The sequence below is a fragment of the Micromonospora sp. NPDC051300 genome (assembly GCF_044455315.1).
In the GTDB taxonomy this organism is placed as follows: Bacteria; Actinomycetota; Actinomycetes; order Mycobacteriales; family Micromonosporaceae; genus Micromonospora; species Micromonospora robiginosa.
Genome location: NZ_JBITEP010000001.1, coordinates 309,868 through 324,674 on the forward strand (window position 1 = coordinate 309,868; position 14,807 = coordinate 324,674).

Here is a 14,807-nt window from a genome sequence, read left to right on the forward strand (position 1 = left end):
CGCGTGGAAGAAACGACGGAGGCGATGTCGTGAGCACCGGACCTACGACCCTGCCCGGGAGCCCCAACGCCGATCAGCGGAACCGGCGACGGCGCCTGCCCCGGCTGCGTGACGCGCGGATCCGCTCCAAGCTCGCCCTCATCCTGGTCGTTCCGGTCGCCGCTGTCATTGCACTGGCAACTATCCGACTCATTTCGGTGGGCCAGGGCGCGTACGAGGCGGACCAGGTCCGCGCGCTGACCGCGGTCTCGGTCGACGTCTCGGCGCTCACCCAGGACCTGCACAAGGAGCGGATGGCGGCGGCCGTCTTCCTGGCCGACCCGGCCGAGAAGCCGGACGCCTACAACCTGCGGGTGCGCCAGACCGACGAGCGGATCGCGGCGTACAAGGAGGAGCGCGGCTCGCTCGGCGACGTGCCGGCCTCGGTCCGGGACCGGCTCAAGGTGATCGACGATCACCTGGAGACGCTGAACGGCACCCGCCAGGAGGTGCTCGACCGCACGCAGATGCCGGTGGCCGAGGCGAGCCTGCGCTACGGCATCGTCCTCGACGACCTGGTCTCCTACGGCGACACGCTGGCCCAGCAGCCCGGCGCGGAGAGCCTCGCCGACGCCCGCCGCGCGGTGGCCGCGTTCGCCCACGCCAAGGCCGAGGTGCAGGAGGAGGAGGCGGTCGCCTTCACCGCGCTCTCCGCCGACGGTCCCGCCGGCGGCCGGATCGACGAGGAGCAGTTCTCCTCGTTCGTGGCCACCCTGACCGGCCAGCAGGAAGCCCTGCTCTCCTTCTCCCGGGCCGCCACCCCGGAGCAGCGGGCCCTGGTGGACCGCACCGTCTCCGGCGACGCCGTCCAGCTCGCCGACCGGGTCGCCGGCGACCTGTCCCGGTCGGTGGGCAAGCCCGCGCTGGTGACCGCGAAGCAGGTGTCCGACGCCGTCGGCGCGGTCGACGACCTGATGCGGTGGGCCGAGATCCAGCTCCTCGACGAGCTGCTCGCCGACGCCGACGCGGTGCGCACCGACGTGATCCGGCAGGCCTTCGTGGAGAGCCTGCTGGTGCTGCTCACCCTGGCCGTCGCCGTGACGCTCGCCGTGGTGCTGGCCCGCTCGCTCAACGACTCGCTGCGCCGGCTGCGTGAGGGCGCGCTCTCGGTGGCCAACCACGACCTGCCGGACGCGGTGAGCCGGCTGCAGAACGTCAACGCCATCGGCGACGGCGGCGTGGACGAGATCGTCCAGCAGGTGCGGGACCCGATCAAGCTGACCAACCGCGACGAGGTCGGCCAGGTGGCGGTGGCCTTCAACGTGGTCCACCGGGAGGCGGTCCGGGTCGCGGCCGAGCAGGCCGCGCTGCGGACCAGCGTCTCGGCGATGTTCCTCAACCTGGCCCGCCGCTCGCAGAACCTGGTCGACCGGATGATCGGCGAGCTGGACGCGATCGAGCGTGGCGAGGAGGACCCCAAGCGGCTCGCCCAGCTCTTCGAGCTGGACCACCTGGCCACCCGGATGCGCCGCAACGACGAGAACCTGCTGGTGCTGGCCGGCGCGGACTCGGCCGTGCCACGCCGCGACGACGCGCTCCTGGTCGACGTGCTGCGCGCCGCCCAGTCCGAGGTGGAGCTCTACAACCGGATCGAGTTCGGCACCGTGGACACCGACATCTCGGTCGCCGCGCACGCCGTCAACGACGTGGTCCGGCTGGTCGCCGAGCTGCTCGACAACGCCACCCGGTTCTCGCCGCCGAACACCGTGGTGGTGGCCGACGGCCGGCGGATCCGGGACTACGTGCTGATCCAGGTGGAGGACCGGGGTCTCGGCCTCACCGACGACCAGCTCGACTCGCTCAACCGGCGCCTGGCCGCGCCGCCGACCGTGGACGTGGCCGCGTTCCGGCTGATGGGTCTGGCCGTGGTCAGCCGGCTCGCCTCCCGCTACGGGATCCGGGTCGAGCTGCGCCGCAACGTCGAGGGCGGCACGGTCGCCCAGGTCACGCTGCCGAACTCCACCGTGGTACTGCCGGCCAACCGGGGCCAGGCCCCGCTGACCCGGCAGCGCCAGCCGCTGGCCGTGGAGCAGTCGCCGCTCAGCCAGGTCGGCGCCGCCGACGCGCTGGCCGGCGCCGGCCGGGGCGGCACCGCCACCCTGGCCGACCAGTGGCGCACCACGACCACGCCGCCACCGGCCCGCTGGCAGGCGCCCGCCGAGGTGCGCGACACCACCCCGGCGGTGCAGCTCGGTGGCATGTCCGCCGCGCCGGTCTCCGCCGGCCCGGTCTCCGCCGTGCCGGCGCCGGCGGTCGCCCCGGCCTCGGGGGCGGGCTGGTCGGCGGGCGGGCCCACTGTCGCGTACCCCGCTCTCGACCCGTTGCCCAAGCGGACGCCGTCCGGCGAGTCCGCGCCGGTCGCCGCGCCGGCCCCGCCGGCCTACCAGCCGCTCGCCGCCGCGCCGGCGGTGGAGGCCAGCCCGGCCACGCCGGTGGTGGCCCGACCGGACCGGCCGGCCGAGGCGCCGATATTCCGGGAGATGGAGGCGGTCTGGTTCCGCTCGCACGGAGAGGACGAGACCACAATCTTCACCCGGCCCCGGTTCGACGAGCCACCGCCCGCCCCGGCGCAACCCGCCGCTGCCGCGCGGCCACCGCTGCCCACCCGCACGCCCGGCGCCCAGGCGTCCGGGCTGACCACCCCGCCGGCGTACAGCCCGCCGCCGGTCCCGGCCACGCCGGCCGCCGCGCCCGCGCCGCCGGCCAGCCCGGTGACGCCCGCGCCCGCGCCGACGCCGGAGCCGGCCGCGGCCCCGCCGGCCATCGACCCGGAGGCCTGGCGGACGGCGGCCGACGACGGATGGAGCCGGGCCACCCAGGCCGCGGAGCCCACCACCGGCGGCACCACCCGCTCCGGCCTGCCCAAGCGGGTGCCGCAGGCGCAACTCGTCCCGGGCGGGATCGAACCCAAGAGCGGTCGGGACCGCAGCCGGCGCACCCCTGACGAAGTACGTGGTCTGCTCTCCGCCTACCACCGTGGCGTCCAGCGGGGCCGTACGGCCGGCACCGACCCGAACAGCACCTCGACCAAGGAGACGAACCGATGAACAGGCCTGCGGCCATGCAGGACATGGGTTGGTTGCTCACCAACTTCGCCGACAGCGTGGCGGGCATCGCCCACGTGGTGGCGGTGTCCGCGGACGGGTTGCTCCTCGCCTCCTCCCGGGACCTGCCCGGTGACCGGGCCGACCAGCTCGCCGCGATCACCTCCGGCGTGGTCAGCCTCACCGAGGGCGCGGCGCGGATGTTCAGCGCCGGCGGGGTGTTGCAGACCGTGATCGAGATGGACAGCGGATACCTCTTCCTGATGTCCATCAGCGACGGATCGTCGATGGCCGTGCTCGCGGCGCGTAGCTGCGACGTCGGCCAGGTGGGTTACGAGATGGCGCTGCTGGTGGAACGGGTCGGCCAGGCGCTGGTGCCGCTGCCCAGGGATGCCGTCCGGTCCTGACCGGCTGATTGACCTGGTGATCCGGGGCCGGTCCGGCTCCGTACGAGGGGAGGTGATCGCGAGATGGAACCGCGACGTGATCCGCGTGGCGCGCTGGTGCGACCGTACGCGGTCACCCGCGGCCGCACCGAGCCGTTGCAGAACATCGCGCTCGAGGCGGTGCTGTCGAGCACGGCCACCCAGTCGGCCGAGGCGCGATTCGCCGGACACGACAAGTACCGCATCTCCTCGGTCTGTGAAGGCCGGGCACAGTCGCTGGCGGAAATCGCCGCTTACACCCGGATGCCGCTGGGCGTCACCCGGGTGCTGGTCGCCGACATGGTGGCCGAGGGCCTGCTGACGCTACACAGTGCCGCTCCCGCGACGGGGTTCGCGGCGCGGATGAACCTGCTTGGAAGGGTGCTAAGTGGACTTCGCGAACTATGACCCCGACGGGGCGAGCCGCGGCCGGGAGATCATCTCCGCGAAGATCGTGATCGCGGGTGGCTTCGGGGTGGGCAAGACCACCCTGGTCGGGGCGATCTCCGAGATCCAGCCGCTGACCACCGAGGCGTTGATGACCGCGGCCGGCGTCGGCATCGACGACCCGTCGAAGGTGCCGGGCAAGGAGACCACCACGGTCGCCATGGACTTCGGCCGGATCACCATGGCCGAGGACCTCATCCTCTACCTCTTCGGCACGCCGGGCCAGACCCGCTTCTGGTTCATGTGGGACGAGATCATCCGGGGCGCGGTGGGCGCGGCGGTGCTGGTGGACACCCGGCGGATCACCGACGCGTTCGCGCCGCTCGACTACTTCGAGAACCGCAAGCTGCCGTACGTGGTGGCGCTGAACCGGTTCGACGACGCGCCGCACTACGAGCTGGAGGAGATCCGCGAGGCGCTCGCCATCTCGCCGGACGTGCCGCTTGTCATGTGCGACGCCCGGCGGCGGGACTCGGTCAAGCAGGTGCTGGTGACCGTGGTGGAGCACGCCATGCTCCGGCTCCAGGCCGAGCACGGCTACCCGGCCTCGGTGGGCTGAGCGCGACCTGCCGGATCCGGTTGTTCCGTCTCTGACCTGCGCAAACTTAGGATTTCCCGAGCATCGTCACGCTGTGTGAATGGTCTTTCACAGCGTGACCACGTGAGAGGGGAATCCGATGCGGACAGTCAGAGGCATCACCGCGCTGGTCACCGGCGCCCTGCTCGGTGCGGGCCTGGCGGCGGCGCCCGCGCGGGCGGCGGTGGCGGACGCCAGGACCCGCGCCCACACGCTGACGGCCATGCGGGGGGAGGCGTTCGCCCACGCCAAATACCTGGCGTACGGGGCGGAGGCGGCGCGCACCGGCCACGACGACATCGCCGAGCTGTTCCGGGCCACCGGCGGCACCGAGCTGACCGAGCACTTCGCCGAGGAAGCCGCGCTGATCGGCTTCGTCGGCTCCGACGAGGCGAACCTCAACGACTCGATCAACGGCGAGTGGCACGAGGCCACAGTGGTCTACCCGGGCTACGCCCGGCAGGCCCGCCGGGACCGCTGTCCCCGGGCCGCGCGGCTGTTCCAGGAGTTGGCCGCCGACGAGGCCCGGCACGCCGCCCGCTTCCGTCTCGCCCGGTACGCGATCACCCACCCGGGCTCCGGCGTGGGCGTCCCGGTCGGCGACGCGGTCCCCCCGGTGGCGATCACCCCGGGCCGGCCGGTCTGCTCCGGCGCGACCCGGGACAACCTGGAGGCCACCGTGCGCGGCGAGGCGTTCGCGAACGCGAAGTACACGCTCTACGCCCGGCACGCCCGCGACGGCGGCCGGCTGCGGCTGGCCCGGCTCTGGGAGAACACCGCCGGCCAGGAACTCGGCGAGCACTTCAGCGAGGCGGCCACGCTGGCCGGCCTGGTCCGCACCGACGCCGACAACCTCCGCGACGCGATCGACGGCGAGGTCTACGAGGCGGGCACCATGTACCCGGCCTTCTCCCGGCAGGCCGCCTCGGTCGGTGAGGACGCGGCGGCGGACCTGTTCGCCGAGATCGCGCACGACGAGGCCGGCCATGCGTCGGCGTTCCTGATCGCCCTGGTCGACCTCCAAGTCGGCGGCGGGGGCGACCGCCGACGGCCCTGAGCCGGCGTCAGTCCACCCGCAGGCGGTAGCCGCGCTTCACCACGGTCTGCACCACCCGGGGCGCCTTCAGCCCCACCCGCAGCCGGGCCACCGCCATCTCGACGGCGTGCTCGTCCGCACCGCGCGGCAGCGTCCGCAGCAGCGCGGTGCGGGAGAGCACCTTCCCCGGTGACGCCGCCAACGCCCGCAGCACGGCCATCGGGGCCGGCGCCAACTGGCGCAACTCGCCGTCCACCACGGCGGCGTGCCCGCGCAACGTGAGCACGTGTCCGGCGGCCTTCACCGAGACCGTACGGCGGGGCAACTCCTCGACGATCGTCCGGACCAGCGCGCCCAGCCGGGCCCGGCTCGGCGCGCTCACCGGCACCCCCCGCCGCACCAGCGGCTCGGCCGTGACCGTGCCCACGCACCCGGCCAGCACGTCGCCGCGCAACGCGGCCAGCACCGTCTCCGTCCGGTCGCCGGCCGCCCGCAGCAGCGCCTCGGCCGCCGGGGCGGAGGTGAACGTGACGGCGTCGACAAGCCGTCCGGCGACCAGGTCGATGAGCCGGTGCAGCGGCGCCGGGTCGGCCGGCGGCGCCCACCGGTAGACCGGCACCTCGATCACCGAGGCCCCGGCCGCGACGAGCGCCTCGGTGCACTCCGGCTGCCGGTCGCCGTGCAGTTGCACCGCCACCACCTGACCGGCCAGGCCGCGCCGGACCAGGTGCTCGACCACCTCGTCGCAGCTCTCCGAGGCGGGCGACCAGTGCTCGCGCAGGCCGGCGGCGCGGATCGCCCCGGTCGCCTTCGGCCCCCGCGACACCACGTACGCGCGGGACAGCGTGCGGTGCAGCGGCTCGGCCAGGCCCCAGCCCTCGGCCGCCTCCAGCCAGCCCCGCATCCCGATGCCGGTGTTCGCCATCAACACGTCCGGCGGGTGCTCCAGGCAGGCCCGGGTCGCCTCGCGCAGGTCGCCGTCGTCGGCCAGCGGCACGATCCGCAGCGCCGGGGCGAGCACCACCCGGGCGCCGCGGCGCTGGAACAGCGCGGCCAGTTCGTCGTGCCGCCGGTCCGCGGTGACCCCGATGGTGAAGCCCGCCAGTTCGTCCCGCATTCACTCCTCCTGCCGCAGCCGCACCTCGACCAGGCCGGCCCGGCAGCGCACCCGGTGCCGTCGCAGCGTCGCCGCGGGAAGGTCCGGGCAGCGCCCGGTGGTGAGGTCGTGGACCTGCTCGTGCGGGAGGGAGGCGAGCGACGGCACCCCGCACCGGCTGCCCACCAGGCCCTGCGGCATCACGTACGCGTCGCCGACCGGCGTCCGGTCCGGCGTCGTCGCGCGACTCATCGCCGCACCTCCGGCGGGTCCGGTACGACGGGCCGGCGGCGTCGGCCGGGGGCCGGTTGCGTCGCCACGCGTGCACCGTCTGTCATGTCGGAAAAGCGTGCCGCCGGGCGGTTTCCGGTCCGGGTCCCCTCTGTTTCAGTCCTGTCAAGAGCGCCTCACACCGCACGGTCGTGACGAAGCGGACCGCGGGGTCTAGAATGTGAGAAAACTGTCTCATCATTCAGGAGGCACGCATGAGCGTGACGGACGCGTTCGACGCGGTGGCCGGCAGCTACGACGAGGCTCGGCGTCGACTGGTGCCCTGCTTCGACGCCTTCTACGGCGCCGCCGTCGAGGTGGCCGCACCGCCGCTGCGGGCGGCGCTCGCCGCCGGGCGTACCCCCGAGGTGCTGGACCTCGGCGCGGGCACCGGCCTGCTCTCCCTGCTGTTGTCCGCGGCCGTACCGGGCGTCCGGCTGACGCTCGTCGACGGCGCGCCCGGCATGCTGGCGGTGGCCGCCGGCCACCTGACCGCCCGCGGGGTGCCGCACCGCACGGTCCACGCCGACCTGGCCGACCCGCTGCCCGCCGGCCGCTACGACGCGGTGGTCTCCGCGCTGGCCGTGCACCACCTGGACGACGACGGCAAGCGGGCGCTCTACCGGCGGGCGGCCGACGCGCTTGCCCCCGGCGGCGTGTTCGTCAACGCCGAGCAGGTCGCCGGCCCGACCCCGGCGCTGGACCGGCGCTACGACGAGGTGTGGACGGCCCGGATCACCGAGCTGGGCTCGGACGCCGAGGAGATCGCCGCCTCCCGGGAGCGGATGCGCTACGACCGCCCGGCCACGGTCGCCGACCAGTGCCGCTGGCTCGGCGAGGCCGGGCTTGTCGACGTCGACTGCTTCTACAAGGAGTGGCGCTTCGCCGTCTTCGGCGGCCACCGTCCGCGGTGACCGGCGGTGTCCGGTTCAGCGATCGGCGCGCGTGGGGATGACTGGCGGTCATACCGGTGGGTAATCTGCTCGGCATGACCGCCAAGGTGACACTGTCGTTCTCCGACGAGACGATCGAGGAAGCGCGCCGGTTCGCCAAGCGGGAAGGGCTCTCCCTCTCCGCCTGGATGGACCGGGCCGCCCGGGAGAAGGCGCTGCGCGAGGTGTTCACCGCGCACGCCGACGCGGTCGGCCGCGCCGGCCTGGACCTCGAATCCGCCGCCCTGGCCGACGCCCAGGAGGCCGGCATGGTCCACGACGCCCTGTTCGGCGGTGGGCGTCCGCGTGCTGCGTAGGGGAGAGGTCTGGCGCATCTCCGGCGCCCGGGAACGGTTCGGCCTGGTCGTCAGCTCCGACGTCTACAACTCCACCGACGTGCCGATCGTGATCGTCGCCGAGGTGGTCGAGGAGTCGCTGTTGCGCGACTCCCCGCTCGCGGTGCGGATGGGCGGCTTCGTGGTGATGCCCGACCGGATCTCCTCGCCGATGAAGAAGTGGTTCACCGAGTGCGTGGACGTGGCCGACACCGAGACCATGCAGGGGGTCGGCCGGGCGCTGCGGATCCTCCAGGAGCTGTGACCGTCTCACCGCCGGCCCGCCGTGAGCGCGCTCGTCGGGCCGGCGGTGCTGGCCATCGCCGGGGCCGCGTACGCTGCACGGAGTGTGAGCGGAGTCATGGCCGCGCGCGGCGTGACCCCGTTTTGACCTGCCGCCCGGCGGCCCGGTATCGTTGCCTGCTGTTGTACGACATTCTTAGGCGTGCCGCATCAGGTACGCTTGGTCGTTCGTGCGCGCTGGTTCGACTGGGAAGCCCCGGTTACCTCGGCGCGCGACCCCAGACCGACGACGAGACAAGGTAGACCTGTGCGTACGTACAGCCCGAAGCCGGGTGAGATCGAGCGTCAGTGGCACGTCATCGACGCCTCTGACGTCGTGCTGGGCCGCCTGGCGACCCACGCCGCCACGCTGCTGCGTGGCAAGCACAAGCCGACTTTCGCGCCGCACGTCGACACGGGCGACTTCGTCGTCATCGTGAACGCGGGCAAGGTCGCGCTGACCGGCAACAAGCGTCAGACCAAGGTTGCTTACCGCCACTCCGGCTACCCGGGTGGCCTGAAGCGGGTCGGCTACGACGAGCTGCTCACCAAGCGGCCCGAGCGGGCCGTCGAGCTGGCCGTGAAGGGCATGCTCCCGCACAACAAGCTGGGCCGTCAGATTCTCAAGAAGCTGAAGGTCTACGCCGGTGCCGAGCACCCGCACGGCGCGCAGCAGCCGGCGCCGTTCGAGATCAAGCAGATCGCGCAGTGAGCGCGGGCGAAGGAAGCAGCATGACCGACATCACCGAGACCGAGGTCGCCCCCGAGGCCACCGAGGCGCCGGCGCCCGTCGCGCGCGCGCCCCGCGGTGACCGCCCGATCCAGACCGTGGGCCGTCGCAAGGAAGCCATCGTCCGGGTCCGGATCATCCCGGGCAGCGGCAAGATCACCTGCAATGGCCGCGACCTCGAGGCCTACTTCCCGAGCAAGGTGCACCAGCAGCTCATCAAGGACCCGCTGGTCACCGCCGAGAAGCCCGAGGCGTTCGACGTGATCGCCAACCTGCGTGGCGGCGGCACCACCGGCCAGGCCGGCGCGCTGCGGCTCGCCATCGCCCGGGCGCTGATCGTCAACGAGCCCGACGACCGCCCGGCCCTGAAGAAGGCCGGCTTCCTGACCCGTGACGCCCGGGTCAAGGAGAGCAAGAAGTACGGCCTCAAGAAGGCCCGCAAGGCTCCTCAGTACTCGAAGCGCTGATCACCCTCAGCGTCTTGTACTTCTGACGGACGGCCGGGTCCGCCTCCCTTCTGCGGGGGCGGCCCGGCCGTTCCGCGTTTCTCTCCTCGACGGCACGGAGGTTGGCGGGTATGGGCCGGTTGTTCGGCACGGACGGCGTACGCGGGCGGGCGAACGCGGATCTCACCCCGGAGTTGGCGCTCGCGGTCGCGGTGGCCGCGGCCCACACACTGGCCGAGACGGACCGGAGCCATCCGCCGCTGGCGGTGGTCGGCCGGGACACCCGGGCCAGCGGCGAGATGCTGGAGGCGGCCGTGGTCGCGGGCCTGACCAGCGCGGGCGCCAACGTGGTCCGGGTCGGCGTGCTGCCCACTCCGGCGGTGGCCTTCCTCACCGCCGAGATCAAGGCCGACCTCGGCGTCATGCTCTCCGCCTCGCACAACCCGATGCCGGACAACGGCATCAAGCTCTTCGCGGCCGGCGGGCACAAGCTCCCCGACGAGATCGAGATGCGGATCGAGGCGGCCGTCGAGGCGAACGCCACCACCGCCTGGGAGCGCCCGATCGGCGCCGGCGTGGGTCGGGTCAACGACCTGCTCGACGGTGCCGACCACTACGTGCAACACCTGGTCGGCACCGTGCCGCACCGCCTCGACGGGATCAAGGTCGTGGTCGACTGCGCCAACGGCGCGGCCGCCGACGTGGCCCCGGTCGCCTACCGGGAGGCCGGCGCCGAGGTGATCGCCATCCACGCCGAGCCGGACGGGCTCAACATCAACGACGAGTGCGGCTCCAACCACATCGACGCGCTGCGCGCCGCGGTGGTCGAGCACGGCGCGCACCTCGGTCTCGCCCACGACGGCGACGCCGACCGGTGCGTCGCGGTCACCGCCGACGGCGAGGAGGTCGACGGCGACCAGGTCATGGCGATCCTCGCCCTGGCCATGCGCGAGGCCGGCGAGCTGACCCAGGACACCCTGGTCGCCACCGTGATGAGCAACCTCGGCCTGCGGCTGGCCATGTCCGCGCACGGCATCCGGCTGGTCGAGACCAAGGTCGGCGACCGGTACGTGCTGGAGGAGCTGCGCGCCTCCGGCCTGGCGCTGGGCGGCGAGCAGAGCGGCCACATCGTGCTGCCCGCGTACGCCACCACCGGCGACGGCGTGCTCACCGGCCTGCACCTGATGGCCCGGATGGCGGCCACCGGCACCTCCCTGGCCGAGCTGGCCGCCGTGGTCACCAAGCTGCCCCAGGTGCTGATCAACGTGCCGGTCGGCGACCGTACCGTCGGCGCCGCCGCGCCGGCCGTGCGCGCCGAGGTCGAGCGGGCCGAGGCCGAGCTGGGCGAGACCGGCCGGGTGCTGCTCCGCCCGTCCGGCACCGAGCCGCTGGTGCGGGTCATGGTCGAGGCGGCCACCGAGGCCACCGCGCGCGAGGTCGCCGAGCGCATCGCCGCGCACGTCCGGACCGCCAGCCCGGTCGGCTGAGCGGGTCCGCCGGCGGTCAGAGCCGCAGTCGGGAGGCCCGGTCGAACGTGTCGGCCGGGTCCTCGCCGTCGGTGAGGTCGACGTCCTCGACGATCCGGCCGTCGCCCAACCGGATCAGCCGGTCGCAGCGGGCGGCGATGGCCCGCTCGTGCGTGGCCAGCAGGATCGTCATGCCGTGCCGCTCGCGCAGCTCCAGCAGCAGGTCGAGGATCTGCGCGCCGGTGGTGGAGTCCAGGTTGCCGGTGGGCTCGTCGGCCAGCAGCAGGCGGGGCCGGCCCATCAGCGCCCGCGCGATGGCCACCCGCTGCTGCTGCCCGCCGGAGAGCTGGGCCGGCAGGGCCCGTTCCCGCTCGGCCAGGCCGACGGCGGCCAGCAGCTCGCGGGCCCGGGCCTGATGGTCGGCCCGGCCGGGGCGGGGCAGCACCGGCGCGATCACGTTGTCCAGCACGGTCAGCGCCGGCAGCAGGTGGTAGCGCTGGAAGACGAAGCCGACCCGTTGCCGGTAGCGGGCCAGCGCGGCCCGGCGCAGCGCGGTGATCTCCACGTCGTCCACGGTGAGGCTGCCCCGGTCGGCCCGTTCGATCGCGCCGACCAGGTGCAGCAGCGTCGACTTGCCGGAGCCGCTCGGGCCGGTGAGCGCCGTCACCGAGCCGCTCGCGATCTCCAGCGACACCCCGTCGACGGCGGTGAGCCGTTCGGTGCCGGACCGGAACTCGCGGACCAGCCCGTCCGCGCGCACGGTGCTTCCGGTGGTCGGGTCCATTGTCACTCCTCGGCGAGCAGTCGGGCGGTGGGCAGCCGGCGGAGCAGGCCGGTGGGTACGAGCGCCGCGAGGCAGGTGACCAGCACCCCCGCCGCGGCGACCACCGCGGCCACGGCCACCAGCGCGGCCGGCACGTCGCCGACGAGCCAGGCCGCGCCGCCGAGGCCGAGGCCGGCGCCGGTGAGCGCGCCGAGCCCACCGAGGAACAGGGCCTGGTAGCCGATGAGGCGGGCGAGCGCGCCGTCGCTCCAGCCGGTGGCCAGCAGGGTGGCCAGTTCGGTGGCCCGGTCGCGGACGTCGAGGTAGACGACGTCGGCGACGGCGGCGGCGCCGAGCAGCACGGTCGCCACGGCGGCCAGGGTGTCCGCGCCGCGCACGCTCAGCGACACGGTGTCGCCGAGCAGGCTGCCGACGACGGCCCCGCGGAAGGCGAAGGAGACGGCGCCGACCACTGTGAGCGCGGCCACGCCGATGGCGAGCGCGGCGGCGCCGAGTGCGGTGCGCCCCGGCACACGGGCCAGGTTGACCACTGCCATCCCGGCGACGGTCCGCGTCCGGCGGGCGCGCAGGGCGCCGGCCACCGGCGGGCGCAGGGCGGCGGCCGGGTGGGCGCGCGCCGCCCGCAGCGCCGGCGCCAAGCCCGCGACCAGCGCCAGCAGCAGGGCTACCGGTACGGCGAGCAGGGCCCGCCCCCAGTCGACGCCGATGCCGAGGGCGTGGCCGAGCGGCACGGCGAGGCCGACGGCGAGCAGCCCGGCGACCAGTCCGAGCGCGGCGACCTCGCCGAGGACGAGCGCGCCGATCCGGCGGGCCGGCCAGCCGAGACAGGCCAGCACGGCCAGCTCGGCCCGGCGGTCCCGGACGGCGGCGGTGACCGCGTTGCCGAGGAAGAGCGCGCAGACCACGAGCACCAGCGCGAACAGCACGGCGCTCTTGCGGTCCACGGCCCGGGTGATGACCGAGGCGACGCCGAGCGCGGACCACTTCTCGGTCAACCGCAGGTCGGGGCGGCCGAAGGCGCCGGCGGGCAGGTCGACGGTCTGCGGGGCGGGGGAGGAGCCGAGCGTGATGTCCACGTCGAGGCCGGTGGTGGTGGCGATCCGCTCGGCGATCAGCCGGACCCGTTCGGCGGCGCGCTCGCGGTAGCCGTCCACGCCGGCGACCCGGACCCGGATCGCGCTGATCGGCGCGGTGCGTTGTGGACTGCTGCCGGCGGAGAGCAGGCCGGGCAGGCTGGCGAGGTTGGTGAGCAGCAGCGGCGGCGCGGACAGGTAGCCGGCAGGGTTGCCGCTCGGCTCCAGCGGCCGTCCGCTCAACGCCGCGCGGCTGCGGTCGTCGGCCCCCGCCGCACGCGGCGGCTCGTACGTCTCCAGCGGCACCCTGCCGAGGTCGCTGAACCCGGTCAGCTTCTCCGGGTCGAAGAGCCCGACGGCCTTCCACTGCCGGGCGTCCTGGGCGCCGCGCCCCAGCCGCAACTGGGTCAGCGGCCGGTAGCCGGTGTCCTCGCTGAGCCACGGCCGGGGCAACGTGACCAGGTCCTGCGAGTCGCCGTACACGGCCGGGTCCGCGGGGGTCGGACGGACCCGCAGCGTGCGGTCGGGCGACTGGTCGTAGGCGGCCTGCCCCGGTTGCACCACGATCTGGAGTTGACCGTGACAGCAGGTGCGGGGGCCGAGTCCGGCGTCGAGCTGCGACCGGTAGGCGCTCAACGCGTCCCGTTCCGTGCCGCCGGCCGGGGTCGCCGGCGCGCCGCGCAGCCGTGCGGCCAGCTCTCGGGGCGGCACGCCGGCGATGCTGCGGTCCAGCGGGGAGCGGGTGTAGGTGGCCCGGATCGCGCCGTCGAGGAACGGACGGCTGGTGGCGAGCACCGGCAGGGTCCGGCTGGACAGCCCGCCGCCCACCTTGGTCACCACTGTGGTGTCGGTGGTCGCGAGCGGCCGACCGGCGACCACCGCGTCACCGAGGCCGACCAGTCGCTGCTCGGCCGCCGGGTCCACGGCGGCGAGCAGGAGCGGCACGGTGAGACGCACCGTGACCGTCAGGCGGGAGGCCGGCGGGACGGGCTTGTCCGGCTCGGCGGTGGATCGCACCGTCGAGGGCAGGAAGCGGCCCCCGGGCAGCATCCGGAACGCCTCCACCTTCCAGAGCTGTCGCTCGCTGAGGTCCTGCATGGCGTTGCCCTGCTCGACCTGGAGGTCGCAGATCGGCGCGGTACGCCCGCCGGGCAGCGTCTCGCGGGGCAGCAGCCCGCAGTCGTCGGTGTCGTAGGTCCGCCCGTCGGTGTAGCGCACCGCGTCCGGGTAGTACTCGTCGCCGATGACCGGATAGGTCAGCGGGTGCGTCGTCACGTACACGTAGGTGGGTTGCGCCGGGGCGTGGCTGAGGCCGCGCTCGGCGAGGAACTCGCGGTCGATCCGGACGAGCTGCCGGTCCAGGGCCGGGTCGACCGCCTCGGTGACGTCGAGCGGCATCTCGATCGACGTGGTGGAGTAGCCGAGCATGGCGATCGGGGCGGCGACGTCCACCCCCGCCACCGCCCGGACCTGGTCGTACTGGGCGGTGGTGATGCCGCCGTAGGTGCCGGAGAGGTAGTTGGGCCGGACCAGCCCGCGCTCCGCCTCCAGCGGGGTGCGGGCGCCCTTCGGCCGGACCAGGATGTCGTAGGCGGCGCGGGTGTTCCGTTCGACGGCGCCGGTGACGGCGAGCCGGGAGGTGGTGGTGGCGCCGGTGAGGACGACGAAGCCGGTGGTGGCCACCAGCACGCCGACCAGCAGCGCCACCGACCGACCGGCACGGCCGCGAAGCTGACCCCAGATGAACCCGACCATCGCGCCTCCCCGTGTGCTGAGCACACTGTGCGCGATACATTGTGACAATGCAAGGCCCCCTTCCGGGTGC

Annotated in this window: 14 protein-coding genes and 1 pseudogene; 11 read left to right on the forward strand and 4 right to left on the reverse strand. The window is 74.0% G+C overall.

Annotation, left to right across the window (positions count from 1 at the left end):
* Nucleotides 1-29: 29 nt before the first annotated feature.
* The 5 genes from ACIA5A_RS01590 (at nucleotide 30) to ACIA5A_RS01610 (ending at nucleotide 5,589) form a co-directional block, all read left to right on the forward strand.
* Nucleotides 30-3,086, forward strand: coding sequence for a nitrate- and nitrite sensing domain-containing protein (locus ACIA5A_RS01590; protein ID WP_396755320.1), 3,057 nt, complete (start codon nucleotides 30-32; stop codon nucleotides 3,084-3,086).
* Entirely contained in the window at nucleotides 3,083-3,490 is a 408-nt protein-coding gene (locus ACIA5A_RS01595; protein WP_013288588.1) for a roadblock/LC7 domain-containing protein, read from the forward strand. The genes ACIA5A_RS01590 and ACIA5A_RS01595 overlap by 4 nt, the downstream gene beginning before the upstream one ends.
* Nucleotides 3,491-3,553: 63 nt before the next feature.
* Nucleotides 3,554-3,916 (forward strand): DUF742 domain-containing protein, encoded by a 363-nt coding sequence (locus ACIA5A_RS01600; protein WP_091065900.1) that lies wholly within the window; start codon nucleotides 3,554-3,556, stop codon nucleotides 3,914-3,916.
* Complete coding sequence (locus tag ACIA5A_RS01605) at nucleotides 3,897-4,514, forward strand: ATP/GTP-binding protein (RefSeq protein WP_091065903.1); 618 nt, start codon at nucleotides 3,897-3,899, stop codon at nucleotides 4,512-4,514. Before ACIA5A_RS01600 ends, ACIA5A_RS01605 begins: the two co-directional genes overlap by 20 nt.
* A 118-nt stretch (nucleotides 4,515-4,632) precedes the next feature.
* Complete coding sequence (locus ACIA5A_RS01610; protein ID WP_396755323.1) at nucleotides 4,633-5,589, forward strand: ferritin family protein; 957 nt, start codon at nucleotides 4,633-4,635, stop codon at nucleotides 5,587-5,589.
* Between the two features lie 7 nt (nucleotides 5,590-5,596).
* Here ACIA5A_RS01610 and ACIA5A_RS01615 read toward each other — a convergent pair whose 3' ends face one another.
* Together ACIA5A_RS01615 and ACIA5A_RS01620 are read right to left on the reverse strand one after the other, a co-directional pair.
* Nucleotides 5,597-6,685, reverse strand: a complete 1,089-nt coding sequence (locus tag ACIA5A_RS01615) for a uroporphyrinogen-III synthase (RefSeq protein WP_396755325.1) — start codon at nucleotides 6,683-6,685, stop codon at nucleotides 5,597-5,599.
* Nucleotides 6,686-6,895 (reverse strand): annotated as a pseudogene (locus ACIA5A_RS01620) (nitrite reductase (NAD(P)H) small subunit); the annotation flags it as partial. It abuts the gene before it with no gap.
* Nucleotides 6,896-7,149: 254 nt separating this feature from the next.
* Between ACIA5A_RS01620 and ACIA5A_RS01625 the strand changes: the two are divergent.
* The 6 genes from ACIA5A_RS01625 (at nucleotide 7,150) to glmM (ending at nucleotide 11,146) form a co-directional block, all read left to right on the forward strand.
* Nucleotides 7,150-7,848 carry a class I SAM-dependent methyltransferase gene (locus ACIA5A_RS01625; protein WP_396755327.1) on the forward strand — a complete coding sequence of 233 codons (699 nt, stop codon included), beginning with the start codon at nucleotides 7,150-7,152 and terminating at the stop codon, nucleotides 7,846-7,848.
* Nucleotides 7,849-7,922: 74 nt separating this feature from the next.
* On the forward strand, nucleotides 7,923-8,183 hold the full coding sequence (locus tag ACIA5A_RS01630) for a DUF6364 family protein (RefSeq protein WP_181570298.1): 261 nt from the start codon (nucleotides 7,923-7,925) through the stop codon (nucleotides 8,181-8,183).
* Entirely contained in the window at nucleotides 8,161-8,466 is a 306-nt protein-coding gene (locus tag ACIA5A_RS01635; protein ID WP_396755329.1) for a hypothetical protein, read from the forward strand. Before ACIA5A_RS01630 ends, ACIA5A_RS01635 begins: the two co-directional genes overlap by 23 nt.
* A gap of 285 nt (nucleotides 8,467-8,751) precedes the next feature.
* Nucleotides 8,752-9,195 (forward strand): 50S ribosomal protein L13, encoded by a 444-nt coding sequence (gene rplM, locus ACIA5A_RS01640; protein ID WP_091065920.1) that lies wholly within the window; start codon nucleotides 8,752-8,754, stop codon nucleotides 9,193-9,195.
* Nucleotides 9,196-9,215: 20 nt separating this feature from the next.
* Nucleotides 9,216-9,680 (forward strand): 30S ribosomal protein S9, encoded by a 465-nt coding sequence (rpsI, locus tag ACIA5A_RS01645; RefSeq protein WP_089155217.1) that lies wholly within the window; start codon nucleotides 9,216-9,218, stop codon nucleotides 9,678-9,680.
* Nucleotides 9,681-9,790: 110 nt separating this feature from the next.
* Nucleotides 9,791-11,146, forward strand: a complete 1,356-nt coding sequence (glmM, locus tag ACIA5A_RS01650; protein ID WP_396755332.1) for a phosphoglucosamine mutase — start codon at nucleotides 9,791-9,793, stop codon at nucleotides 11,144-11,146.
* Between the two features lie 16 nt (nucleotides 11,147-11,162).
* Here glmM and ACIA5A_RS01655 read toward each other — a convergent pair whose 3' ends face one another.
* The gene (locus ACIA5A_RS01655) at nucleotides 11,163-11,909 is read right to left on the reverse strand and encodes an ABC transporter ATP-binding protein (protein ID WP_396755334.1); all 747 of its coding nucleotides are present in this window, start codon (nucleotides 11,907-11,909) and stop codon (nucleotides 11,163-11,165) included.
* Between the two features lie 2 nt (nucleotides 11,910-11,911).
* Entirely contained in the window at nucleotides 11,912-14,737 is a 2,826-nt protein-coding gene (locus tag ACIA5A_RS01660; RefSeq protein WP_396755336.1) for an FtsX-like permease family protein, read from the reverse strand.
* Nucleotides 14,738-14,807 lie beyond the last annotated feature (70 nt).

Coding starts and splice junctions, on each gene's coding strand:
- ACIA5A_RS01595 (WP_013288588.1), top strand. CDS start 3,083: ATGAACAGGCCTGCGGCCATGCAGGACATGGGTTGGTTGCTCACCAAC.
- ACIA5A_RS01600 (WP_091065900.1), top strand. CDS start 3,554: ATGGAACCGCGACGTGATCCGCGTGGCGCGCTGGTGCGACCGTACGCG.
- ACIA5A_RS01610 (WP_396755323.1), top strand. CDS start 4,633: ATGCGGACAGTCAGAGGCATCACCGCGCTGGTCACCGGCGCCCTGCTC.
- ACIA5A_RS01615 (WP_396755325.1), bottom strand. CDS start 6,685: ATGCGGGACGAACTGGCGGGCTTCACCATCGGGGTCACCGCGGACCGG.
- ACIA5A_RS01625 (WP_396755327.1), top strand. CDS start 7,150: ATGAGCGTGACGGACGCGTTCGACGCGGTGGCCGGCAGCTACGACGAG.
- ACIA5A_RS01630 (WP_181570298.1), top strand. CDS start 7,923: ATGACCGCCAAGGTGACACTGTCGTTCTCCGACGAGACGATCGAGGAA.
- rpsI (WP_089155217.1), top strand. CDS start 9,216: ATGACCGACATCACCGAGACCGAGGTCGCCCCCGAGGCCACCGAGGCG.
- glmM (WP_396755332.1), top strand. CDS start 9,791: ATGGGCCGGTTGTTCGGCACGGACGGCGTACGCGGGCGGGCGAACGCG.
- ACIA5A_RS01655 (WP_396755334.1), bottom strand. CDS start 11,909: ATGGACCCGACCACCGGAAGCACCGTGCGCGCGGACGGGCTGGTCCGC.
- ACIA5A_RS01660 (WP_396755336.1), bottom strand. CDS start 14,737: ATGGTCGGGTTCATCTGGGGTCAGCTTCGCGGCCGTGCCGGTCGGTCG.